Below are 24,325 nucleotides of genomic sequence, written 5' to 3'. Positions count from 1 at the left end.
CACGCTCCATAAATTATTTCCATTTATTATATGAATCATCTCTCCTCTGTTTCCTTATTATAGCGGAATACTGTTAATTATGCCATGACCTGTTTTTTTCTTATCTGTATTTTTCTATCATTTGAGGTCTGTCTGCCACAGATTCTTCAATATATTTCATATTACAAAACCGACCGTCGATGCAAGATTTAATATCCGGCTTCCGACGATCGGTCTATATTAGATAATATTCATTTGAAAACTTAATATCGCTGACAAATTATTTATATTTTACAGCTTTAAATAAATGTCAATAAGCCTATCGACTTTAAGAACAGGATAAACAACAGGATCGGTGTTATGAATTTCACCATAACCACATACATACCTTTTCTGCTGAATTTTTCTCCGTTCTTCTGCACTTCTTCGATAACCGTCTGCGGTTTGGAAATCCATCCGATCAGGATACAGGTTCCGATTGCTACGATCGGCATCATAATGTTATTACTAATGTAATCCATGATATCAAGGATCTGTGCGATCGATCCGTTTGGAAGCTTTACTTCAAAGTACAGCTTGTTATATCCAAGACATACGATCGTTCCAACAATGATCGCGATAATCAACTCAATAATACCGGCCTTTGCTCTGCTTGTATGGAATTCATCCATGATACTTGCCACGATTGCTTCCATGACAGACACTGCACTGGTAAATGCCGCAAATAATACCATTGCAAAGAACAGACAACCGATCACATTTCCCACCTTACCCATCTGGGCAAATACTTTCGGAAGTGATACGAACATCAAACTTGGACCCTGTGCCATTCCCTCTGTTCCTGAGAATACATATACAGCAGGAATGATCATAACGCCTGCAAGAAATGCTACAACCGTATCAAAAATCTCAATCTGTCCAACTGATTTATTCAGAGCTGCATCATCTTTTACATAAGAACCGTAAGCGATCATAATACCCATGGCAACAGACAGACTGAAGAATAACTGTCCCATTGCATCCAATAATACCGTAAAGAAGCTTTTCACAGTAAGTCCGTCCAGATTCGGAATCAGATATAATTTCAAACCTTCTACACCGGTTCTGACAATTCCATCATCTCCGGTCTTTTTGATCGTTATGGAGAAGATCGCGATTCCTATAACCAGAATGATCAGCAACGGCATGATGATCTTGGAAAAAGATTCAATTCCTTTATTAACACCACGAAATACAATAAATGCCGTAACAGCAAGAAATATCAACATCAAAATGACCGGTTCGATATCTGATGTAATAAAACCTGTAAAATAACCGTCCTGCGCTGCCTCTGTACCCTTACCGGTTAAAAATGCGAGGAAGTATTTGACAACCCAGCCGCCGATCGTTATGTAATATGGGAAAATAATAACCGGAACCAGACTTGCAATGATTCCAAGGAATCCCCATTTCTTATTCAGCTTCTTATAAGCGGTAAGCGGACTCTGCTTGGTCTTCCGACCGATTGATACTTCTGTCACCAAAAGTGTATATCCAAATGTCAGTGCAAGGATCAGGTATATGACCAGGAACAGTCCACCGCCATCCTTTGCTGCAAGATATGGAAAACGCCAGATATTTCCAAGTCCTACTGCGCTTCCCGCGGCCGCAAGGACAAATCCAAGCGAGCCTGAAAAAGTATTACGTTTCTTTTCCATATTTTGTTTACCCCTGTCTGTATATCACAGACTCTTTCTAATTTATTTGTTATCCTCTTAGATTCTATGGAAGCTTCTCCAAATTCTCTCATAGAACAAACACCTTTTTAATATAGCATACCAAACAATCTTCTGTCATCTGAAAAATTCTACTTTTTCTACTAACTTACTCATATTGTGCCGCATACGGTCAGATTACCTTTTTGCCGATCCATCTGCCGCTTAGGTACCGCCGGATGAACAGCACGCCACGTACGAACTGATCCATGATCATGGCGACCCAGACACCAAATACACCCATACCCATATATTTGCCGAGCACATAACTGAACACGATACGGCAGATCCACATCGTACAGATGGATACGATCATGCTATACTTAACATCACCGGCTGCACGAAATGTACATGGAAGCGTAAATGCTACCGGCCAGATCGTAGATGCCGCGATACCATGAAGCATCAGGATCTTCTCGGCAGCAGACTGCGCTTCGTAAGATAGTCCATACGCTTTCATGACCAGAGGAAGAACCGCAAATGTAAACAATACCGTAACTATAATACACATATATGCCATGACCAGAACTTTGATCGTATAATATTTTGCCTGCTCGTAATCTCCTGCTCCCACGCATCTTGATACTACTGTGACCATGGCAAGGGAAGCGGCCATACCAGCCATCAACTGGAATCCGGCAATCACATTACCGACTGCATTTGCAGCGATCGCATATGTGCCAAATGTTGAGACAAGGCTGAGCACAAGAATCTTACCAAGCTGGAACATACTGTTTTCCAGTCCGTTTGGAATACCTACCAACAGAATGCTTTTCAACATATGCCAGTTCGCCCGATAATGCAGACTTTTCTTTATATAAATACGTGTACTGTCCTGCTTCGCCTGTGCACTTTTCTTCGGGATCAGCAATATGATCATGATAACCGCTGCTGCCAGTCTGGAAACCAGAGTAGGAATCGCAACGCCTTCCGTTCCGCATTTGCATACATAGATCAAAATGGCATTTCCCACTACATTGATCCCGTTCATGATCAGAGATACCCGCATGGATATATTAGAATTACCGATGGAACGGAAAATAGCCGCACCGGCATTATAAAGTGCCAGAAACGGAATCGATGCATTTACGATCATCATATAAGTATCTGCATGACCATATACATCTGCTTCGATCTGACCAAACACATGATTTAGGATCAGTCCCTTGCCTGCATACATTAGCGTCATGACTCCGAGCGACAGGATCAACGAAAACCATATGAGCTGTGTAGCTGCCTCTCCCGCCTTTTCTTTATTCTTCTGTCCAAGATACTGTCCGACCGTAACCGCACCCCCGGTCGCAAGTGCTGCAAAAAGATTGATGATCAACTGAAAACAACTGTCTACCAGCGATACACCTGAAACAGCCGATTCCCCTACCGAAGATACCATGATCGAATCTGCAAGTCCGACTAACATCGCAAGCATCTGTTCAATGATCAATGGCACATATAATCTGACCAAATCTTTATTGGAAAATAAATATGTACTTGTATCCCGTTTTCTTCTATGCATAACCATACGCTTCCTGCTTTCATTTTCTATCTGCACTGTAATTTCATTTGCATGTGTATTTCCGTCCTTTCATTTCTGTCTGTCATGTTCCGGACGCAACACACCAATACTGCATTATACTCATCCCAGAATTTACTTGCAAGCCATATCTTTTTCCATCGTGTTCTTTTCTCTTTCATCCGTCTTTTTTATTATTTAAGTACTGCCTTGTTACAAATTTCTACGCCAGATTCTGAAAAATATACTTTTCTGTAGATATCCTGTTACTGTTTTATTTGAAAATTATTACAAAAAAAATGTTATGCACTTATTACCGATTGTTAAGATAATTTTGGGTAGCCTGCCTGATTTTTTTATGCTAGTATGGGTTGTATTCATAGAAAAATACGATTACAGCAACAGGAAGGAGAACATATCTATGAAAAGAAAAATTTTACTGATTTTTGCCGCTCTGATCCTGATCCCGACACTCCTGAGTGCCGGATTTACCAGTCAGGCAGCCGGGAAAAAACAATCATCCGGTTTTGTCAAAGAAAAGAACGGAACCCATTATTACTATAAAAATGGGAAGCAGGCGAAAGGCCGGGTAACGATCAACGGGCACACCTACATTTTTAACAGTAAGGGTATCATGCAGAAAAACGGCTGGTATACGACCAAAAGGGGAAATACCTATTATCTCCGGAAAAATGGTACAGCCGTGAAGGGCAAACAGGCGATCAAAGGTAAGACTTATATTTTTTCCAAAATCGGACGTATGCGAAAAGGCATGTACAAAAGTCCTTATACCGGAAAAAAATATTACCTAAATCCAAAGACAGGTGTATTACTTACCAATTCCTGGTTTACAACAAAAAAAGGAAATAAAATGTACTTCGGTTCCAGCGGTGCTGCCTACACCGGAAAGCATACGATTGGAAAACATACCTATCTGTTCTCAGACAAAGGTGCCATGAAAAAAGGCTTCCAGAAATTAAACGGGCATACCTATTATTTCCGTAAAAAAGGCGGGGCTATGGCAACCGGATTTCTCAGAATAAAAGGGAACATGTATTATTTCAACCAGAATGGTATCATGCAGACCGGTTTTCAGACCTTAAACAATAAAACATTCTACTTCAAAGAAAATGGTTGTATGTTAACCGGCTTCCAGAAATTAAACGGTCATACCTATTATTTTACCAAACGGGGTGTCATGGCAAAAGGATTTAAAAAACTGAATGGCCAAACTTATTACTTCCATGATAATGGAACTATGGCTGTCGGTGTCCAGAAAGTTGGCAGCAGCAATTATTATTTTAAGGCAAACGGAACCATGGCAACCGGTTTTCAGAAGATAAACGGCAAAACCTATTATTACAAAGAAAACGGAACCATGGCATATGGGATGCAGACGATTGGAAAAGACAGATATTATTTTAAATCAGATGGTACATTACTGACCGGCAGAGTTAAGATCGGCAACTGCCTGTATGTCGCAAATGACAAGGGTGTTATCTACAGAACGGTAGATGGAAATAAGAAAATGGTTGCCTTGACCTTCGATGATGGTCCTTCTCCATACACACCACTGGTATTGGACACACTGGAAAAATATAATGCAGTTGCAACCTTCTTTGTTGTTGGAAACCGCTGCTCCACATACAGTTCTTACCTGAAACGGGAATATGCACTCGGCTGCGAGATCGGTACACATACCTATGATCACGCATGGTTAAACAGATTATCCGCAGACGGAGTCAAAGAAGAGATCAAAAAGGGATCAGATGCGATCATCCGTGAGATCGGAGTTGCTCCTACTCTGATGCGTCCGCCTGGTGGCTGCGTCAATGATACTGTACGTGAGAATGTAGGTCTTCCAATGATCATGTGGTCTGTGGATACCAGAGACTGGGAAACCAGAAGCACTCCTACTACGATCACACGAGTTGTGGATGGTGCTTATGACGGAGCGATCATTCTGATACATGACCTTCACCAGTCAACCGCTATTGCCTCACAGACATTCATTCCGAAGCTGATTGAAAATGGTTATCAGCTTGTAACTGTCAGCGAAATGGCTGAGCTTCGTGGTGTAACAATGGAAGCCGGGCAGTCCTATAATTCATTCAGATAATACACAGGAATCTTGTCCTGAAACAGGCTCCCACACATATTTCCGCTTTACAGAATGGGATTTCTTATAATGAGAATCTCCCTGACAACGCAAAAAATAAGATGGAATCTTACTACCCCATTGTAATAAGATTCCATCTTTTTATTATAATCACCATAAAACCCCTGGTAATTTTTTATCTGTTGTATTTCTTATGAGCTGACTATAGCATGCCATTTTTCAAGCGTCAACCCATAATTGTCAGATTTTACAGACATTTTGTTGAATATTCAGAAAATTAATTCAGGCGGTATAAATACAATCCTGCGTACCTATACCGCCTAATAAAATTAAGTACTATTCTATTATTTTTCTATTACTTATTACTTTAAAGGCTTGCCTGTGAGAAGCTCATATGCCTGAAGATATTTGTCAATTGTTTTCTGAACAATCTCGTCAGGAAGCTCCCAGTTGTTATCCGGATTTGCCTTTAACCAGTCACGGGCAAACTGCTTATCAAAGGATGGCTGACCATGACCCGGTTCATATCCTTCCGCAGGCCAGAAACGGGAGCTGTCCGGTGTGAGCATCTCATCACCGAGAACGATATTGCCATTCTCATCCAGACCAAACTCGAACTTGGTATCTGCTATGATGATACCTCTTGATAATGCATATTCTGCACACTTCTTATATAAAGCGATCGTATAGTCACGAAGCTTTGCGCCATATTCTTCGCCCTTGCCAGGAAATCTCTTTTCCAGATATTCAACACTCTGCTCGTATGAGATATTCTCATCATGATCTCCGATCTCTGCCTTTGTGGAAGGTGTGTAGATTGGTTCCGGAAGCTTATCGGATTCTTTTAATCCTTCCGGAAGCTTGATACCACATACTGTACCGTTTTCTTTGTAGCTTGCCCAGCCACTTCCTGTGATATAACCACGAACGATACACTCAACAGGGAGCATTTCCAGTTTCTTGCACATCATACTGTTTCCGTCAAATTTCTCCTGCTGGAAAAATTCAGGCATATCCTTTACGTCAACCGAGATCATATGGTTTGGAAGAATATCTTCTGTCATATCAAACCAGAATTTGGACATCTGTGTCAGGACTGTACCCTTCTTTGTAACGATGTTCTTTAAAATGACATCAAAACAACTGATACGGTCTGTTGCTACCATGATAAGGCTGTCACCATTATCATAAATCTCACGTACTTTACCCTCTTTAATCGGTTTCATTTCCTGCATTTTTGATACCTCGCTATGATTTTATGATTTGTATTTTTTACTCTTACAAACTATCACTATCTACCTTTAATGTCAAATAGGTTATATGATTTATTGTAAACGCTTTTATTTTAAAAATCCATTGATGATCTGCTCTTCCGCTTCTGCCTCTGTCAGCCCAAGCGTCATCAGCTTGACCAGCTGCTCGCCTGCAATCTTTCCGATCGCTGCTTCATGGATCAGGTTTGCATCAATGTTATTTGCCGTCAGCTTCGGACTTGCTGATACGCTTGCGCTATCCATAATGATCGCATCACATTCACTGTGACCCTTACATTCATTATTGCCATTGATCGTGGAGAAAAATTCCTGTCTGGACTGATCTCTTGCAACGGATCTGGATACTACATTTGCACTGCAGCCTTTTCCATTCAAATCCACAACAAAATCAGTCTTTGCATACTGTTTGCCATGTGTCATGATCTTCTCCCTGATCTCTAATGATGCGTTATCCTTCAGATCACCGCCGGTCTTTCTGACAGTCGAATCAATTCCCTTGATCTGAGTCGTCTCCATCTCCATCGAGGCCCCTTCTTCCAAGTGCACGATGGTTTCCGGATTCATGATATTCTCGCCATTTCCATCTCCCTCACCATAGTGTCGTTCGATGTATTTTACTTTTGCATTTTTACCAATATAAAAAGTATGGATGCCGTCATGCTTGGAGGTGTCCACACCACAGTTATGGATACCACATCCGGCTACGATCGTAACATCGCAGTCCTCTCCGATATAGAAATCATTGTATACCATATCCTGCAGACCGCTCTTACTCAAAAGAACCGGAATATGCACACTCTCATTTTTTGTTCCCGGTTTAATGATGATATCGATTCCCGGCTTATCCTCTTTTGTTACAATATCTATATTTGCAGTTGTATTTCTGCTGTCAAGCTGTCCGTTGACACGAATGTTATATGCGCCCTCCGGTACATCATGAAGTCCTGCTACCTGCTGCAATAAACTCTTCTGAATTAAATCCATGTTCTGTTACCTCACAACTTATTTCTGTTTTTCTTCCAGCACCTTGCAAGTGGCTGATTCACCAGTCAGTCTTGGCATGATCACATCTCTGCTTCCGATTGCATCAACATGACCATTTGCGATCACAACGATCTTATCTGCTATATTAAGGATCCGCTCCTGATGGGAAATGATCAGAATCGTTCCGTTGATCTCTTCACGCATCTTTTCAAATACCTTGATCAGACTGTTGAAGCTCCACAGGTCGATGCCTGCCTCCGGCTCATCAAATAATGACAGCTTCGTACCTCTTGCAATGATCATGGCGATCTCAATACGTTTTAACTCACCACCGGAAAGACTTGCATTTACTTCACGGTTCACATAATCTCTTGCACATAAACCAACTTCGGAAAGGATCTCGCAGATCTGTGAAACATTCAGTGTTTTGCCGGATGCTATAGATACCAGATCTTTTACAGTAAGCCCTTTAAAATGAACCGGCTGCTGAAATGCATAGCTGATTCCTTTCTTTGCACGTTCTGTTATATTCAGCTCTGAAATATCTTCTCCATCTAAAAGAATCTGTCCGGTTGTTGGCTTGATAATTCCGGCTATGATCTTCGCAAGTGTTGATTTACCGCCACCGTTAGGTCCGGTAATTGCTACGAAATGTTCGTTTACTGTAAGGTTAATGTCTTTTAATATTGCTTTCTCTTTTCCATCCTCATTTACAATATATGAGATGTTTTTTAACTCTAACATAGTTCCTCCATCGCTGTTTGTATTTTTTAAACACACTGTTTTATAGTATATCCTAAAATCCCCTATATTCCAATATTCTTTTAGTATTTTTTCCGGTTTCCGGTGGAAGTATGCGTGATATTCTTCTGAGGACAAAATAAGTCCATCCGGTTGCGTGTGGGGGGGGGATGACTGTATTCACCCTATATGACTTACTGCGGTTTCTGTTCTCTGCACATGTCTGATCCGTAAATACTCCTGTGCCAACTCGCCTTCGGCTCAGACAGGCACTCGTATTTACTGACAATGTGCAGCTCACAACGAAATCCTCATAAAAGTCATATAGGGTGAATACAGTCATCCCCCCCACACACAACCGGATGGACTTATTTTTTATAGACGTTTTATATAAATTAAGAATTTCTCTTCTTTGTTAATACGCCTGCGATTATGAATATAACGCCGAATGCTACGGAGATAACGCCCCAGATTACTAAATCAGCATAGGAACCTGCACATATAAGGCCGATCAGACCACCGACTATGTAGAAGCCTGCACTTGTGAATGCACCGCCTGCTCCGGTTGACTTTCTGGTTACAATTCCAACAATTCCTGCAACAAGGAAACAAACTGCAAGTAATACACCTGCAGAGCCTCCGGATTCCCCGTTTTCTTCCAGTGCATTTGATAATCCTGCCGCACAGGACTGAAATGTTACTAAGACTGATAACACGATCGTTATGATCCCTGCTACGAGTCTGAATGTTGATAAAGGTTGCTTTGTCTTTTCCATAATAAATTCTCTCCTCTTTCTGCTGTTATAAGTGTTCTTGCTATTATATTAAAATCCCCCTGTATCAGTCATCATTCAGGGTATTTTGATATAATTACAACCACTGCATATTCTATCTTATAAAATTTTCAGAAAGAGCTGGTGTGCTGACAGCACACTATCGGAATATATCCTCTACTATAACGAATACAAACATCACTAAAAAAAACCATGCCAGCGTATATAAAAACAATCCAACCAGCTTCCATATCTTCTTCGGTGAGCGCACAAGCGGGAAATAATTCCAAACGTCCAGATAATTATTCCAAAAAAACGGAGTAATAATAAACATCATAAAATACACAAAGCGATTTACATATAACCAAGTTCCGGAGAGCGGTTCTCCATGATCTTTTACTTCTACTGTCAGACAGAAATACATCCAAAATATATAATAAATGGCTGCAACAACCATATTCAGGATTTTTCCTTCCCGAAATCCCGGTGGCAGGAAACGAGTCCATGCCGGGCGGGATTTATCATTCAAGGATACTTTATCTGTAGCTTCATCTAAAATCATGCTCTGTTGCATCGCATCGAGCATTTCCTCTGCTGTCTGATATCGTTTCTCCGGATCGATCTGGGTTGCTTTCCGGATGATCTGTGACACTTCCTGATGATCTGCGTAAATTCCATCCCGGATCAATTTTCCACACAACATATAATTTAATAACACGCCAAGTCCGTAGATATCTGTCCGCGCATCTGACTGCGAAAAACCGTATTGCTCCGGAGCTGCAAATCCTCTTGTACCGATCAACTCGGTATCCCGATTCCTTTCTGCGTCAAAAACTCTTGCAGTATTGAAATCGATCAGATATACAGATACAATACCATGTCCCTTTTTGAAATCCCCCTGAAGCATTATATTTGTCGGCTTGATATCCCGGTGTACGATCGGCGGTATATGTCTGTGCAGTTTTTCCAATGTCCGGCAAAGATATTCGATCACTCTTCCGGCAGCATCCAAATCCAGACATCCAAACTGTTCAATATATGTTTCCAGCGTGATCCCCTGTATGTATTCTTCGATCAGATATAACGTACCATCCTCTTCCATACATTCATAAATCTGCGGAACGTAAGGGAGTTTTGATTGTTGTAGCCAATCATATATAGATTTATCATATTGCGTCAGCACTTTTTCTACATAAATCTGTCCGGTCTCTATATGCCGCACCAGAGAAATTCCCTTTTTATGCTCTACTTCTTCCAGTCTGCGATAAAAGGACAGACGACTTTGTATTTCTAAATTCATATCATTTTCCTATTGTTTATCTTGAAATTGCTTTATCGACAAGTATAATAAATATTATATGGTACTGATAAAAATTATCAAGGGAAAGAATGCAGGATTAATCATGAAAACGACCAGAACAACAGATCTGCTGAATGAATTATCAACCGATGATTCAAATATACATTTTAAATCATATATAACATCTCATGCAGATGATATGTCCTGTGACAATCTGCAGGATTATTTTAATCTTTACTTTAAAGATCACCCGGGGTTTCTGACCGCCGATGTCATAAAACGAAGCAATCTGGACCGCGGCTATGCTTATCAGATCTTAAACGGCAGGAAACCACATCCCGGAAAATACAAGCTGGTTCTTCTGGCATTATGCGCCGGAATGAATTTGAAAGAGATCCAACGTGCACTTACAATCTCCGGAAATGCCGTGTTGTATCCCAAATTTCCACAGGATGCTGCCCTGATCGTATGTATCAATCAGAACTGTACTTCTGCATTTGAAGTGATGAATTTCTTTGCGGAAAATAATCTGGATTTCCCTGAATAAACGGAGGTATATCAAATGGATACTTTTAGAAACATGAGAAACGACAAACTGGCGAAAGCCATGATAAACAAGCTGGCTGCCAGAAATATGGAAGGCTTCTATGTCCAGACAAAGGAAGAAGCTAAGGAGCTTGCACTGAGTCTGATCCCGGAAGGAAGCTCTGTCGGCTGGGGCGGTTCCATGACCGTAAAAGCAACCGGACTTTTAGATGCTCTTATCGAGGGAAACTACAAAGAGCTGAACCGTGATGCAGCAAAAACACCGGAGGAAAAAGACCGGATCTCCAAAGAATGTTTCTTCGCTGACTACTTCTTAACAAGCTGTAATGCAATCACCGAAGACGGCATTATGGTAAATATCGATGGCAATGGAAATCGTGTGGCTGCCATCGTCTATGGTCCTTCCCATGTTATCGTGATCACAGGAATGAACAAGGTAGTACGGACAGAAGAAGATGCTTTAAGCCGTGCAAGAAATGAAGCAGCTCCGATCAATGCACAGCGCTTCGGACTTTCAACCCCTTGCAGTACAACCGGCGAATGCGCAAACTGTCTGTCACCGGAAACAGTCTGCTGCCAGTTCTTAACCACCCGCTATTCCAAGCACAAAGGACGTATCAAGGTCATCCTTGTAAATGAAGATCTGGGATTTTAGAAAACAGACAAATTTCAGGGGCTGTTTATTATTATTGCGCAAGACACTTTCGTTCTATCCTCAACGCAACGGTACATAAGGTTGCAAAATACGCAACCTAAGTACCGGCGCTCGGACAGGCTTGCTACATTATAATAAACAGCCCCTAAAATTTGTCCGTTATCCTTCTATCGAGATAATCTTCTTTTCTTCTACTTCCGGTTGGTCGTCGAATTTTGGTACATAGACATACAGAACACCATTTGCAAATCTTGCTTTAATATCTTGTTCACTGACTTTGTCGCCGACATAGAAGCTTCTCTTATAATGACCGGAATACCGTTCCTTTTTGATATAGCTTCCTTCCCTGTCTTCACGATCCTGTCCAGTATAGCTGGCAAGAATTGTCAGGTAACCACCTTTTAATTCTGCCTTGATGCTTTCCTTTGGAAATCCCGGCAGATCCATCTCTATCTCATATCCGTCCTTTGTTTCGAATATATCAGTTGCCATTGTAGTCATGGTACGAAGTCCGGAATGGCTGCCCCAGAAGGAATCATCAAAGAAGCCATTCATCATCTCAAAATTATCTGAAAAAATACTTGGTCTATCCATCCTAATTACCCCATTTCTATCTATATTTCTGATTCTCTTTCATCAGTTATATATTACTGTCATTTTCCTGCATTTTATTAGACTCACACAACTTTCTCTATTATATGCAGTTACTTCACACCATTATTTATAGCACGTTTTATTAGCACTGTAAACAGTCGAGTGCTAATTCAAATATTATCTTTTTGTAAACTTCTCCTCCAGTACCCGGATACCATGATAGAACATCTCATTAATCGGAGTGGGCACGCCAAGCTCTTTTCCCATCTTTATGACATTACCTGCAAACATCTCTACCTCGGTCAGCTTCTCCGCTTCCAGATCCTGCAGGGTTGATGGTTTGTTCTCGGGTGGAATTGTCTTTACTGTAACATCCTGCTCCGCTATTTCTTTTTCACCTATATCGATTCCCTTCTTCTGCGCGATCGCAGCCACTTCCCGCATGGCATTGTCACGGATCCAATTCGCACTGTCGCTGATACGGAAAAATCCAAATGGGATACCGAGCAACGCACAAGTCATATTTTCCCCAATATTGCACATGTATTTAAACCAGAGTCCCTTTAACATATCCGGATCGATCTCATATGGAATATCGGCATGATCAAATACTTCTTTTACAGCAAGTACACGATCTGACAGAACATCATTTTTATTCTCTCCGAAGTGGATCTTGCCCCAGTACGGATCAAAGTCTGCTTTTCCGTCTTTCATAACAATGGACATTCTCATATATGCATACAATACATGTTCTTCGCCAAATGCCTGAATCAACTGTTCCTCACTGTCTACACCATTTAACAAAGACAGGATCAATGTATGTTCGCCTACCTGATGGCGGATATCTTCTATTGCCTGTGCAAATCCATAGCCCTTTACACCGATCAGTATCAGATCCGCCGGCTCACCCTGTTCTTCGGGTGTCACGATCGGGAATCTGTAGTTGACGCCATTGATCGTAACTCCTTTACTTTCCAGACGTTTTTTACGTTCACCACCTGCAATAATATAAAAATCATCTCCAAATGCTTCATATAATCTTGGCGCAAAAAATACACCCATCGCGCCAAGTCCAATCAATACAATTCTTTTGATCTTCATATTTCTTATTCCTCTTTTCCACTATATTGATTCTTTGTTTAACATTCTATCCTGTTTTGGTGTGATTCCACGCCATCTTTTATATGTTCTTATAAAATGACTACAGTCAAACTGTCCTCCTCACAAAACAGTCATACATTTTCTGCAAATATGCCTGGGGGATATTTAATGTATGAATGTTGAACTTGATAACTGCATACCAGACGTTTTCTGTTCTCAATCGATGCCCCGATTGAGGGTGTTTACCTTTTCGCAGTCTTCTTCCAATAATCTGCGAAATGATCTTGCGGCTGTATTCAGCGGATGCTGGCTGTCATATATCATGCAGATATGCCGGTCAGGAATTTTCTCCTTTAGGACTGCCTGTATTACCTCTCCGCGTTCGAGCGCCTCACCTGCCATGGATTCCGGTATAAATGCCAGTCCCAGCTCACAACGGACAAGCGGCAGGATCTGATCTGTTGTCGCAGCCTCCGTATCCGGTGCAAATTCTATCCCGTACGATAAAAACAGCCGCTCATAAAACCGAAATGTCATCGTTTCTCTTCCAAGACTGATCAACGGATAATTCTTTAATTCTTTTAAAGACAACGTCTTTCCCTGCAGCTCTTTAAAGGATTGTCCACCGATCAGGATCTCCCGAAACGATCTCAACATTCTGGTTTCAAGGGGCGAGTCTGCTTCCACCGGTGTCGACACAACAGCAAAATCAATCTTACCGCTCTTTACTGCATCTACTGCCTCCGGCGTGGAATGATTATAGATTCTCAGTCGAATTCCCGGATATGCAGTATGAAATGACCTTAATTTATCAAACAAATATATATTTAACGCTGTCTCGCTGGCTCCGATCGATATACTTCCATGTACCATGCCCGAATAGTCCGCCAGTTCTTCCTCTGCCGTTAATAACTGATGCATAGCTGCCGACACATACATATATAGTTTTTCTCCCTCAGGTGTAAGCTGAACGCCCCGGTTGGTTCTTACAAATAAGGTACTGTGCATCTGCTGTTCCAGACAGTTCATCGCTCTTGTAACATTTGGCTGGCTGTTTTCCAGAACCTTCGCAGCCTTTGTAAAATTATGATATTTGGCCACATAATAGAATATTTTATAATATTCAAAGTTAATATTCATCTGTCTTCTCCGTTTCTTTTATCATATCAAATGATTATGTCTATCATATCAATTATATCTTTTACTTATCATCCTGCCAATAGTATAATTATGCAGAACAGAAAAAGAAAGGAAGTCGGTTAAGCATGAACGAAACTACAATTTTCCCACGAGAAAAAAGAGCAGATTTCTTATTTGAAAAAATCCTGAATGATCCATGGGCATGTGAGAAATTACAGGAAACATTTGCAAATTACCTGTGTTATAACGAGGATGCTTACGATGCACCACTTCCGGCAGAAGAATTTGCACAAGCACTATTCAATTCCTATCATAACCGGGATCTGTCTGCATTTCTTATGGCGATCTGCAACAATACCCTGTTTGATCTTCTGCGTAATTCCTTTCTGATCCCATATCGATTCAACGCAGATGGCAAAACAAATCCTGTCATTATGACAGATGATAATGGTCAGTTGCTTCCTGAATACGAAACTTCAATCTGGGAAAAAGAATATCGTCATTTTCATAAGATCTATCAGACACTTGGAAACAACAAAAATATCTATCTCGCCCGCGCATACAGATACAGTCACGATTATGCCGCAAATGACATGAAACCGGAACAGAAGATTCTGGAAAAAAGTGACGGTGTACTGTTGATCCGCGAGCTTCCCGATACTGTAAAGCAAAAGGAGACAGAGGCAGAAGCATATTCTGCTGTATGGAATCTTATGATCGCACTGGAAAAGGAGCTTCCTATGTCCTACATTTTCTACGGGCAGGATTCTCTGGTGAAAAATAATTCCCGATATGATGAAATCGGCATATTCCTTCCAAATTCATTATTCCTGACGAATCTGGAACATCATATTGAAAAAGCGGAGGAGATCATCTATGCCAAAGAACAGTAATTATACAGATATCATGGAAAAAAACCATATGGAAATTCCATGGCATGATTATGTAAAAAACGATAGCAATGTCCTGATCGCCAAGGCGGGGCTGATAGAAAAAGCCTCTGTTATTGGAAGGGTCGGGTTAATTATGCTCTCCTGTGGAACAGGTGCCTGGCGTGTTCGTACTTCCATGAACCGTCTGTCCAAAGAACTGGGCGTAACCTGCACCGTTGATGTCGGATTGATGTCCATTGAATTCAACTGTTTTGATGGAACCGACTGCGTTTCACAGTCTCTGAGCATTGCGAATACCGGTGTAAACACCTCGAAGCTCTATCGGATGGAACAATTCGTTGACAATTTCCCAAAAGAAGAAGCCCATCTGACGGGCGAAGAGATTCACCGGCGTCTTGATCAGATTGAGAAGATCCATACACTTTATTCACCTGCAAAACTGGGTCTGGCTTCAGCCCTCGCCTGCTGTGCATTTACCTTCCTATTAGGCGGCGGTCCTGTTGAAATGATCCTTGCTTTTATTGCAGCCGGTGTTGGAAATGTCATCCGTACCAAAATGATCAAGCACCATTTTACCCTTTTCTTTAACATAGCAGTATCCATATCAGCCGCATGCATGACATATGCCATCTGCTTTCACCTTGCAGAAATCTTCTTCCACGTATCTGCACTCCATGAAGCTGGCTATATCTGCTCAATGCTGTTTATCATTCCCGGATTTCCATTCATAACAAGCGGCATTGACCTGGCTAAACTGGATCTTCGGTCCGGGCTTGAACGTCTGAGCTACTCTGTCATCATAGTTTTAGTAGCCACTATGTTCGCCTGGATCATGGCATTGCTGTTACATTTTCATCCTCAGGATTTCTCCGCTTTGAATCTGGCTGTAGGTACAAAGCTTATCCTGCGGATCATTACAAGCTTCTGCGGAGTCTTCGGTTTCTCCATTATGTTTAACAGCTCGATTCCGATGGCTGCAACTGCTGCCTGTATCGGAGCAGTTGCAAATACTCTCCGGCTGGAGCTTGTCGATTACACAAGCACGCCTCCGGCTGCTGCCGCATTCGCAGGCGCATTAACCGCAGGTATTCTTGCCTCCATTATAAAAAGGAATAACGGATATCCAAGAATCTCTCTGACCGTTCCGTCCATCGTTATCATGGTTCCGGGACTTTACCTTTATCGTGCTTTCTATAATCTTGGTATCATGTCCCTAACAGAGGCTGTTTTATGGTTTTCATCTGCGATCATGATCATTGTTACCCTGCCCCTCGGTCTGATATTTGCAAGGATCCTGACAGATCGTACTTTCCGGTACTGCTCCTGATTCATGTATCGGGCGCAAGTCCTTATTTATCTTTTATGTTGAAAAATTATCATTGAATTATGTCGTATTCTGGCATATAATATTTCCAGATATTTATATATTCAGGGAGCTGACAAATTAGCCGGCTGAGAGGAGAATGAAGTTCTCGACCTGTGAACCTGATTTAGGTAATGCTAACGTAGGGATGTGTATTAGAGGTGCCCTGCGGCATCTTTTTTATTGCTCTGTGGCAGATCGGGAGCACCACTTTCTACCACGTAAAATAACATTGGTTGTAGTAGGAGGATAATATGGAAAATTACACAACACAAATGGACGCAGCCAGAAAAGGGATCATCACTCCGCAGATGAAGATCGTAGCGGAAAAAGAACATATGGCTGTCGAGGCGCTCAGGGATTTAGTTGCAAAGGGACAGGTTGCCATCTGTGCTAATAAGAAACACACCTGTCTGAATCCTGAAGGTGTCGGCAGTATGCTGCGTACCAAAATTAACGTAAACCTTGGAGTATCCAGAGACTGCAAGGACTATAACATTGAGATGGAAAAAGTAATGAGTGCAGTTAATATGGGCGCTGAGGCGATCATGGATCTGTCCAGTCATGGAAATACACAGCCATTCCGTCAGAAGCTGACAAGCGAATGTCCTGCCATGATCGGTACGGTTCCGATCTATGACAGTGTCATCCACTATCAGCGTGATCTTGCAGAGCTGACAGCAAAGGATTTCATCGATGTTGTCCGTCTTCATGCAGAAGATGGTGTTGACTTTGTAACCTTGCACTGTGGAATCACAAGAAAAACGATTGATCAGATCAAAAAACATAAACGTAAAATGAACATCGTAAGCCGGGGCGGAAGCCTTGTATTTGCATGGATGAGTATGACCGGTCAGGAAAACCCGTTCTATGAATATTTCGATGAGATCTTAGATATCTGTGAAGAATATGATGTTACGATCTCCCTCGGAGATGCATGTCGTCCGGGCTGTCTGGCAGATGCGACTGACGTATGCCAGATTGAAGAACTGGTACGTCTGGGCGAGCTGACAAAGCGTGCCTGGGCACACAATGTACAGGTTATGGTGGAAGGTCCCGGTCATGTACCGCTTAACCAGATCGCAGCAAATATGGAAGTCCAGAAGACCTTATGTATGGGCGCACCATTCTATGTTCTCGGACCTCTGGTTACAGATATCGCTCCCGGTTACGATCATATCACCAGCGCGATCGGTGGTGCTGTTGCTGCCATGAACGGAGCTGCTTTCTTATGCTACGTTACACCAGCCGAGCATCTTGCACTTCCAAATGTAGATGATGTAAAACAGGGTATTATCGCATCGAAGATCGCTGCTCATGCAGCCGACATTGCAAAGGGTATTCCGGGTGCCAGAGAGATCGATGATAAGATGGCGGATGCCAGACGTGTCCTGGACTGGGATGCACAATATGCCTGCGCACTTGATCCTGCTACAGCCAAAGCGATCCGCGACAGTCGTATGCCAGAGGATGACCACTCCGACACCTGTAGTATGTGCGGCAAGTTCTGTGCTGTCCGCAGCATGAACAAGGCTCTCGCCGATGAGTACATCGACATTCTGTAGTACGAATGCATATAAAATGAGCGGTTCTCTGCCACTGACTATCTATAATTGACTCGCTATGATTTCTATTTGATGCACATGCCTGATTCGTAAATACTCCTGTGCCAACTCGCCTTCGGCTCAGACAGGCACCCGTATTTACTGGCAATGTGCATCGCGTGACGAAATCTTCGCTAATGTCAATATATAGTTAGTCAGTGACAGAAAAACGCCCATTTTATTTGCTGTCGTATTGCAGAATGTAAAACATGCAGTTCTTAATATAATCAGAATGTTTTCCAACATCTTTCTTTCATAAAATCTGCAATAACAAAGATATTTTCACCTTCAGCTAAAAAGCCTCTCCCATGTTTGCATTTCTCCAATATATGCATTCATCTTTTCTTGTCATACAATGGATGGTCGCCGCGGTCAACCACAACCTCGTACCCGATTCCCTGCATTCTCCGCATCATACAACCACAACACTCCGAGGCTTCTTCCCCGGTGCAGATCTTATTGTCATATAACAGATATTTTTTCCTGACACCGACCGGTGACAGATTCGGCATCACAACATTTGCCCCGGCAAGAATCCCCTTCTCCCTGCCAAGCGGATGGATCGTGCCAAGTGCTGTTGTCGCAGGAAGCAGCACAGTAGGATGGATCAGACGGATAATTGACAGCAGCCGTAAGGTCATCTCAAGTGTTCCGGCAGCATCTTTTCCAAATGGTGTGTCTGCCTGCGGAATAAAAGGTCCGATTCCGCACATTTCCGGTTCCAGTTCTTTGATCAGACAGAGATCCTCATATAACGTATCGACCGTCTGATATGGTGAACCGACCATAAAGCCACACCCAGTCTGATAACCGATCTCTTTCAGGTCATGCAGGCACCGGATCCGGTTGTCAAATGACATTTCTTTCGGATGAAGCTTCTCATAATGTGCCTTATCCGCAGTCTCGTGACGAAGCAGATAACGTTCCGCCCCGGCAGCAAAATACCGCTCATAGGCTTCTCTGCTTTTCTCTCCGATCGACAATGTGATCGCACAGTCCGGATGCTGATGTTTAATCTCTGATACGATCTCACAGATTAGGTCATCTGTATAAAACGGATCTTCGCCTCCCTGTAACACAAATGTCCGGAACCCGAGCCGGTATCCACTCTGACAACAGTCAAGGATCTGATCTTTGGTCAGCCGGTATCGATCAACATGACAGTTATCTCTTCTTATCCCACAATAAATGCAGTTATTTTTACAATAATTTGTGAACTCGATCAGTCCACGCATATAGACTTTATTTCCGTATACCTTCTGTGCTTCCGTTCTGGCACATGCCATCAATTCTTCGATCATTTCCCGATTGTCTGTTTCCAGCAGAAGCTGAAGCTGTTCCTTTGTAATATTCTGTTTATCGCGAATCTCTGTTATCAGTGTATGCATAAACGGTTTCCATCCTGTTTTTATTTACAAATAGTTTATCACATTTTACTCTTATACAACATCCACTTTTCCGGATTGCATACAAACGATGCAAAAAAAGTTCAAAGATATTGCATTTCTGTGTCGGTTTTTATACAAAAATGATGCATTTCGAATATATGCTAGATTCATCAAATAAATGAACAACCGCTCATGCCCGGGCAGCGAGTTTCGACAACAGACCATATGTCTGTAGATAAACAATGAGATAAATACTTACATGAAACCGGAGGAACTTGAGGACATGACAACTCTTACAATCAAAACAAATGCACTGGATAACAATATACGGATCATCAAACGTCTGGCAAATGGTGCAAAGGTCATAGCAGTATTAAAGGGGAACGCTTATGGGCTTGGGCTTACAAAATTTGCATCATTCTTACAATCAAAGGGTATTGATAACTATGGTGTAACCGAACTGTCAGATGCTGTCACCTTACGCAGAAACGGCATCACGGGAAATATCCTGCTGATGACGCCTTTATATAACTCAGAAGATATCACGACGGCAATCGATCATGATATCACACTCAGCATCACCAGTACCGACTGTGCACATGTGATCGATGAAACAGCCGCCTACATGAACCATCCGACAGTCCATGCACATCTCTGCATTGACACCGGATTTGGTAGATACGGCTTCTTATGTTCCGAAGAAAAACAGATTGCCGATACCGTACAGTCGCTAAGACATGTGCGGATCACCGGTATCTTCTCTCATTTCCATGCAGCTGCATGCAGAAATGAATACTATGTGAAGAAACAGTTTCAGGATTTCACTCACCTCTGTGACACACTCCAGAAAGACGGTATTCCGGTAGGCATCCGTCATATCTCATCTTCAACCTCGATGATAAAATATCCATCCATGAATTTAGATGCCATCCGCATCGGCTCTGCCTTTCTTGGCAGACTTGCGGTTCCAAATGATTATGGTTTTCATGAGGTCTGCAATCTGTCTGCCTGTGTGGACGATATCTATGAGCTGCCGGTCGGTCACAACATCGGCTATGGTCACAGCTTTAAACTGTCACACAATACAAAAACAGCCGTTATCTCCGTCGGATATTATCATGGACTTGGGATGGAACGCCACACCGATTTCCGGACAAATTTCTTCTCTCCGATCCGTATTTATTATAAATTAAAAGGCACTTTCCATAAAAAATCACCGGCTGCCAGCTTTAAAGACTGCCGGCTTCCGGTGTTAGGTCAGATCAGTATGAACTCCGTGATCGTGGATACAACCGGATGTAATATCTCGGTAGGCGATATGGTTACATTTCCGATCAACCCGATTTTCGTCAACAGCGCTGTTCCGCGGGTATATATGTAACCTGTCTCATGTTGTCCGGGCGACTGCCGGTACGCGGGTGTATATGTATCCTGTCTCATGTTGTCCGGGCGACTGCCGGTACACTTTGTACTGTCGTTTGCTTTTTTTCGTTATGAGATGCAAATTGTCAGCGAATGCGGGTGCCTGTTTGAGCCTGAAAGGCGAGTTGGCACAGGAGCATGAGCGAATCAGACATTTGCAACGAATAGAAAAAAACAAGACATACAAAGTATACCGGCAGTATCCCGGACAACATGAGGCCGAACACATACACATCCGTAAAATAGCAGTATCCCGGGCAACATGAGACAGCCAAACTTTATATCACATGGATGCGACAGGTGTTACTATCATATACCTTGCATCCCCGGTCAGCGGATCACGGCGTTTGTAATCGAATAATATATAGCATACTTCAGACAGACGATTTCCCGTCTCTCTGTTGTAATAAATCTTTTCTATGTGTGTCATTCTGGACATAGATTTCCAGTCACAGCCATGATAGTCTTCTTCCCGAAGGTATCTGTGGTCGTTGGCCTCACGGATGTAGAAGTCCCGGAACAAATCTCTCACACCCTCCTGTTCCGGGGCGAAATCCGGTCGGGTCTTCATATTCTCACGAAGATATAAATCAAATACCAGCATTTGCCGAATCAGTTCTGTCTTCTCAGGGAAGCGTTCTTCCGCAAAATGAAGCAATACATGATACCGGTAGATTCTCGCCGGTGTCTGTATAAAATACCCCTTTTCATCATAATAAGCTGCAAGGCTCGCATAAAAATCAAACGGTGAAGCAAATTCTTCTACAAGAAATGGCAGCGTGCTCTCAAACTGACAGCTGTTATAATAGATCTCCACCATTTCTTCGATCTGCTTTAACCGCAGAAGCTCATCATAGGAAATCCACTTTGTAAATAATACTTCATACGGCGGACAGCTTGTATACTGTAAACCATATCGTTCTGCATTATCATGCATTTTCGACCCCTTTAGCACCTTTAAAAAGCCTAGCTGAAGCTGCTCCGGCTTCATCGCATATACGTCATTAAAAGAGTGTGCAAATGATCCATAGTCCTCATACGGAAGCCCCGCGATCAGATCCAGATGCACATGCACATTATGTCCCTGATGAATCCTTTCAACGATCTTTGCAAGCTTATCGACATCCATTACACGATCAATCTCCTCTATTGTCCGCAGATTTGTCGACTGCACTCCGATCTCCATCTGTATCGCACCCGGCCGCAGACTGTTGACCAGCTCCAATTCTTCCTCATTTAAAATATCTGCTGCAATCTCAAAATGAAAATTTGTGATTCCATTGTCATGTTCTTTGATATACCGCCAGATCTCCATCGCATGTTCATGGGAACAGTTAAATGTCCGGTCTACAAACTTCACCTGTTTTACCTGATGATCCAAAAAAAACTGCAGTTCCTTCTTCACCAGTTCAAGCTTGCGGAACCGAACCCGTTTGTCAATCGATGACAGACAATAACTGCACCGGAACGGACAGCCTCTGCTGCTCTCATAATAAATGATCTTATTTTTAAAGGTGCCCAAGTCGTAATACAGAAATGGAAGCTCCGACAGATCGGTAAGTCCTCTTGGCTTCGTACAAATAATATCTTCTCCTTCCCGAAGCACCAGGCCGTCAATATCCCGGAAATTCCCGGTATCACGGAAATTTTCAATATCACAGGTATTCCCAGTATTATGAAAATTTCCAATATCAAGATATCTTCTCAGCACATCATAAAAGGTTACCTCTCCTTCTCCAACCATAACTCCTGTAAGCTCCGGCATTTCCGCAAGAAGCTGATCAGCATCGTAGGTTACTTCCGGTCCGCCCACCCAGATATCTGTATCCGGAAGGAGCTTCTTCAATTCTTTAATGATCTCACGGATCATCTCGATATTCCATATATAACAGGAAAATCCAACTGCATCCGGTCTTCTCTTATAGATATCCGCAAGAATCTCTCCCTTTTGATTGTTGATCGTATACTCTGCAATCTCAATATATTCTGCAAGAGACGGCTGTCTCTTTACCGAATATGAGTACAGGGAATAAATCCCCGGATTCGAATGAATATATTTTGTATTTAATGCTGCCAGTAAAAACTTCAAGGAATTCACAACCTCCTACTATATGATTTTCTGTATCTTTGCAGGCTTATTCATAATAATCTCTTTTTCATGTTTCTGATATATGAAATTATTTATCCATTTCAAGGATTATACCACAGATAAGATTTATTAAGCTACAAAATCCGGTATTTGCCTTTACTTTAGGCAACGCGGATGATAGACTGAGTCTGTAGACAAAATTTTATTATAGGAGGGTATCTATGAACAAAAAAATGAAACACGTACTTTTGGCATTGTGTGTCTGCATCTTTGGTCTGATGATGACCGGCTGCGGTTCTGCTATTAACACAACCGTAAAACTCACCTCTGCCACCAAAGCAACCTGTACGATTGAACAGGGTTATGATGATGAAATGTTGGATGGACTTGCCAGCATGTCTGAAATGACCAAAAAAGAACTCATTAATGAACTTAAGGGATCCGGTGCCAAATATTCAAAAAAGAAGATCGATGGTGTTACCTACCATATGTTCTCCATGACCGTAAAAAACAAGAAACTCAGTGATATCGAAGATTTACTTTCATCTGCAGGTTACACAAATGTATGTCTGACAAAGAATTTCTTCTATGCTACACTTGATCCTTCTACAGCAGGCAGTAATCTTACAATTGCAAAACTTGCCGACGCTGCACAGCTTCAGAAAAACGATCTTACTGACAGCCTGTCATTCTACATGAATGTAAAGGTTTCATTTAAGAATAAGGTTAAGACCACAAACGGTAAGCTTTCAAACAAATCAAAGACCGTTTCATGGACTATCAGGGATGCCAGCAAGAAGAAAAACTTCTACGCATCTACCAGTAAGGTTACAAAAACAGCAAAGACAACAGCCGTTAAGAACAACAAGTCCTACAAAGCCGGCAAGAAGATCACAGTATCCAACAGCAAGAGCCTTGTAAAGATGAAACTGGACGGCAAGGTAGTTAAGAAGAACACAGTCGTTAAGAAAAAGGGAACACATACCCTAACCATCTGGTCAAAGAACGGCAAGGTTCAGAACGTAACCTTTACAATTAAATAAGACGATTTATCACATAAAAAACATCCATACCTTTATTTACAGCATTTATC

At 42.1% G+C, this 24,325-nt stretch carries 20 protein-coding genes and 1 riboswitch; of the genes, 8 read left to right on the top strand and 12 right to left on the bottom strand.

The genetic code is table 11. The features are described 5' to 3' along the window. Positions 1–278: 278 nt before the first annotated feature. Both DXB77_RS02865 and DXB77_RS02860 read right to left on the bottom strand, forming a co-directional pair. Positions 279–1,676, bottom strand: a complete 1,398-nt coding sequence (locus DXB77_RS02865; RefSeq protein ID WP_118662607.1) for a sodium-dependent transporter — start codon at positions 1,674–1,676, stop codon at positions 279–281. Positions 1,677–1,866: 190 nt separating this feature from the next. Next, positions 1,867–3,249 (bottom strand): MATE family efflux transporter, encoded by a 1,383-nt coding sequence (locus DXB77_RS02860; RefSeq protein WP_243100130.1) that lies wholly within the window; start codon positions 3,247–3,249, stop codon positions 1,867–1,869. A gap of 418 nt (positions 3,250–3,667) precedes the next feature. Between DXB77_RS02860 and DXB77_RS02855 the strand changes: the two genes are divergently transcribed. Then, positions 3,668–5,365, top strand: a complete 1,698-nt coding sequence (locus DXB77_RS02855; RefSeq protein WP_182439420.1) for a polysaccharide deacetylase family protein — start codon at positions 3,668–3,670, stop codon at positions 5,363–5,365. 362 nt (positions 5,366–5,727) lie between these two features. Here DXB77_RS02855 and DXB77_RS02850 read toward each other — a convergent pair whose 3' ends face one another. From DXB77_RS02850 to DXB77_RS02825, 5 genes are all read right to left on the bottom strand, one after another. Further along, the gene (locus DXB77_RS02850; RefSeq protein ID WP_021944088.1) at positions 5,728–6,600 is read right to left on the bottom strand and encodes a phosphoribosylaminoimidazolesuccinocarboxamide synthase; all 873 of its coding nucleotides are present in this window, start codon (positions 6,598–6,600) and stop codon (positions 5,728–5,730) included. A gap of 105 nt (positions 6,601–6,705) precedes the next feature. After that, on the bottom strand, positions 6,706–7,623 hold the full coding sequence (locus DXB77_RS02845; protein WP_117807287.1) for a SufD family Fe-S cluster assembly protein: 918 nt from the start codon (positions 7,621–7,623) through the stop codon (positions 6,706–6,708). 18 nt (positions 7,624–7,641) lie between these two features. After that, a complete protein-coding gene (locus tag DXB77_RS02840) occupies positions 7,642–8,367 on the bottom strand; it encodes an ATP-binding cassette domain-containing protein (protein ID WP_117785816.1) in 726 nt (241 codons plus the stop codon). 392 nt (positions 8,368–8,759) lie between these two features. Beyond that, the gene (locus tag DXB77_RS02830; RefSeq protein WP_008401935.1) at positions 8,760–9,140 is read right to left on the bottom strand and encodes a hypothetical protein; all 381 of its coding nucleotides are present in this window, start codon (positions 9,138–9,140) and stop codon (positions 8,760–8,762) included. A 157-nt stretch (positions 9,141–9,297) separates the two neighbouring features. Continuing rightward, a complete protein-coding gene (locus DXB77_RS02825; protein WP_117807285.1) occupies positions 9,298–10,437 on the bottom strand; it encodes a serine/threonine-protein kinase in 1,140 nt (379 codons plus the stop codon). Between the two features lie 103 nt (positions 10,438–10,540). Between DXB77_RS02825 and DXB77_RS02820 the strand changes: the two genes are divergently transcribed. Together DXB77_RS02820 and DXB77_RS02815 are read left to right on the top strand one after the other, a co-directional pair. Next, positions 10,541–10,984 carry a hypothetical protein gene (locus DXB77_RS02820; protein WP_118662603.1) on the top strand — a complete coding sequence of 148 codons (444 nt, stop codon included), beginning with the start codon at positions 10,541–10,543 and terminating at the stop codon, positions 10,982–10,984. Between the two features lie 15 nt (positions 10,985–10,999). Further along, a complete protein-coding gene (locus DXB77_RS02815; RefSeq protein ID WP_117807283.1) occupies positions 11,000–11,638 on the top strand; it encodes a lactate utilization protein in 639 nt (212 codons plus the stop codon). 159 nt (positions 11,639–11,797) lie between these two features. Here the strand turns inward: DXB77_RS02815 and DXB77_RS02810 are convergent, their stop codons facing one another. From DXB77_RS02810 to DXB77_RS02800, 3 genes are all read right to left on the bottom strand, one after another. Then, positions 11,798–12,232, bottom strand: coding sequence for an Hsp20/alpha crystallin family protein (locus DXB77_RS02810; RefSeq protein WP_117822011.1), 435 nt, complete (start codon positions 12,230–12,232; stop codon positions 11,798–11,800). A gap of 177 nt (positions 12,233–12,409) precedes the next feature. After that, positions 12,410–13,333: a ketopantoate reductase family protein gene (locus DXB77_RS02805; RefSeq protein ID WP_118662602.1), complete on the bottom strand. Its 924-nt coding sequence runs from the start codon at positions 13,331–13,333 to the stop codon at positions 12,410–12,412. Positions 13,334–13,549: 216 nt separating this feature from the next. After that, positions 13,550–14,473, bottom strand: coding sequence for a LysR family transcriptional regulator (locus DXB77_RS02800; RefSeq protein WP_117807280.1), 924 nt, complete (start codon positions 14,471–14,473; stop codon positions 13,550–13,552). A gap of 125 nt (positions 14,474–14,598) precedes the next feature. Here DXB77_RS02800 and DXB77_RS02795 point away from each other — a divergent pair, with 125 nt between their 5' ends. The 3 genes from DXB77_RS02795 (at position 14,599) to thiC (ending at position 18,294) form a co-directional block, all read left to right on the top strand. Continuing rightward, the gene (locus tag DXB77_RS02795; RefSeq protein WP_117807279.1) at positions 14,599–15,366 is read left to right on the top strand and encodes a DUF4866 domain-containing protein; all 768 of its coding nucleotides are present in this window, start codon (positions 14,599–14,601) and stop codon (positions 15,364–15,366) included. Continuing rightward, complete coding sequence (locus DXB77_RS02790; protein ID WP_117807278.1) at positions 15,350–16,693, top strand: threonine/serine exporter family protein; 1,344 nt, start codon at positions 15,350–15,352, stop codon at positions 16,691–16,693. The genes DXB77_RS02795 and DXB77_RS02790 overlap by 17 nt, the downstream gene beginning before the upstream one ends. Positions 16,694–16,785: 92 nt before the next feature. Beyond that, positions 16,786–16,895: riboswitch (TPP riboswitch) on the top strand. 88 nt (positions 16,896–16,983) lie between these two features. Then, entirely contained in the window at positions 16,984–18,294 is a 1,311-nt protein-coding gene (gene thiC / locus DXB77_RS02785) for a phosphomethylpyrimidine synthase ThiC (protein WP_117807277.1), read from the top strand. 374 nt (positions 18,295–18,668) lie between these two features. Here the strand turns inward: thiC and hydE are convergent, their stop codons facing one another. Then, the gene (gene hydE, locus DXB77_RS02780) at positions 18,669–19,721 is read right to left on the bottom strand and encodes a [FeFe] hydrogenase H-cluster radical SAM maturase HydE (protein WP_117807276.1); all 1,053 of its coding nucleotides are present in this window, start codon (positions 19,719–19,721) and stop codon (positions 18,669–18,671) included. A gap of 259 nt (positions 19,722–19,980) precedes the next feature. Here hydE and alr point away from each other — a divergent pair, with 259 nt between their 5' ends. Next, positions 19,981–21,102, top strand: coding sequence for an alanine racemase (gene alr, locus DXB77_RS02775; protein ID WP_118662601.1), 1,122 nt, complete (start codon positions 19,981–19,983; stop codon positions 21,100–21,102). A 324-nt stretch (positions 21,103–21,426) separates the two neighbouring features. Here the strand turns inward: alr and DXB77_RS02770 are convergent, their stop codons facing one another. Then, positions 21,427–23,241, bottom strand: a complete 1,815-nt coding sequence (locus tag DXB77_RS02770; protein WP_347559461.1) for a B12-binding domain-containing radical SAM protein — start codon at positions 23,239–23,241, stop codon at positions 21,427–21,429. A gap of 212 nt (positions 23,242–23,453) precedes the next feature. Here DXB77_RS02770 and DXB77_RS02765 point away from each other — a divergent pair, with 212 nt between their 5' ends. Further along, positions 23,454–24,275 (top strand): hypothetical protein, encoded by an 822-nt coding sequence (locus DXB77_RS02765; RefSeq protein ID WP_117807273.1) that lies wholly within the window; start codon positions 23,454–23,456, stop codon positions 24,273–24,275. Positions 24,276–24,325 lie beyond the last annotated feature (50 nt).

It is taken from the genome of Clostridium sp. OM05-9 (genome assembly GCF_003481465.1).
GTDB lineage: Bacteria > Bacillota > Clostridia > Lachnospirales > Lachnospiraceae > Coprococcus > Coprococcus ammoniilyticus.
The sequence above is the reverse complement of the archived record's forward strand: the minus strand, read 5'-3'. Positions and strand labels throughout refer to the sequence as shown.

Excerpts from the sequence above, each read along its gene's own strand:
- thiC (WP_117807277.1), top strand. The coding sequence starts at position 16,984 with ATGGAAAATTACACAACACAAATGGACGCAGCCAGAAAAGGGATCATC.
- DXB77_RS02790 (WP_117807278.1), top strand. The coding sequence starts at position 15,350 with ATGCCAAAGAACAGTAATTATACAGATATCATGGAAAAAAACCATATG.
- DXB77_RS02765 (WP_117807273.1), top strand. The coding sequence starts at position 23,454 with ATGAACAAAAAAATGAAACACGTACTTTTGGCATTGTGTGTCTGCATC.
- DXB77_RS02865 (WP_118662607.1), bottom strand. The coding sequence starts at position 1,676 with ATGGAAAAGAAACGTAATACTTTTTCAGGCTCGCTTGGATTTGTCCTT.
- alr (WP_118662601.1), top strand. The coding sequence starts at position 19,981 with ATGAAACCGGAGGAACTTGAGGACATGACAACTCTTACAATCAAAACA.
- DXB77_RS02850 (WP_021944088.1), bottom strand. The coding sequence starts at position 6,600 with ATGCAGGAAATGAAACCGATTAAAGAGGGTAAAGTACGTGAGATTTAT.
- DXB77_RS02830 (WP_008401935.1), bottom strand. The coding sequence starts at position 9,140 with ATGGAAAAGACAAAGCAACCTTTATCAACATTCAGACTCGTAGCAGGG.
- DXB77_RS02815 (WP_117807283.1), top strand. The coding sequence starts at position 11,000 with ATGGATACTTTTAGAAACATGAGAAACGACAAACTGGCGAAAGCCATG.
- DXB77_RS02800 (WP_117807280.1), bottom strand. The coding sequence starts at position 14,473 with ATGAATATTAACTTTGAATATTATAAAATATTCTATTATGTGGCCAAA.
- DXB77_RS02860 (WP_243100130.1), bottom strand. The coding sequence starts at position 3,249 with ATGCATAGAAGAAAACGGGATACAAGTACATATTTATTTTCCAATAAA.
- DXB77_RS02795 (WP_117807279.1), top strand. The coding sequence starts at position 14,599 with ATGAACGAAACTACAATTTTCCCACGAGAAAAAAGAGCAGATTTCTTA.
- hydE (WP_117807276.1), bottom strand. The coding sequence starts at position 19,721 with ATGCATACACTGATAACAGAGATTCGCGATAAACAGAATATTACAAAG.
- DXB77_RS02805 (WP_118662602.1), bottom strand. The coding sequence starts at position 13,333 with ATGAAGATCAAAAGAATTGTATTGATTGGACTTGGCGCGATGGGTGTA.
- DXB77_RS02810 (WP_117822011.1), bottom strand. The coding sequence starts at position 12,232 with ATGGATAGACCAAGTATTTTTTCAGATAATTTTGAGATGATGAATGGC.
- DXB77_RS02820 (WP_118662603.1), top strand. The coding sequence starts at position 10,541 with ATGAAAACGACCAGAACAACAGATCTGCTGAATGAATTATCAACCGAT.
- DXB77_RS02825 (WP_117807285.1), bottom strand. The coding sequence starts at position 10,437 with ATGAATTTAGAAATACAAAGTCGTCTGTCCTTTTATCGCAGACTGGAA.
- DXB77_RS02840 (WP_117785816.1), bottom strand. The coding sequence starts at position 8,367 with ATGTTAGAGTTAAAAAACATCTCATATATTGTAAATGAGGATGGAAAA.
- DXB77_RS02845 (WP_117807287.1), bottom strand. The coding sequence starts at position 7,623 with ATGGATTTAATTCAGAAGAGTTTATTGCAGCAGGTAGCAGGACTTCAT.
- DXB77_RS02855 (WP_182439420.1), top strand. The coding sequence starts at position 3,668 with ATGAAAAGAAAAATTTTACTGATTTTTGCCGCTCTGATCCTGATCCCG.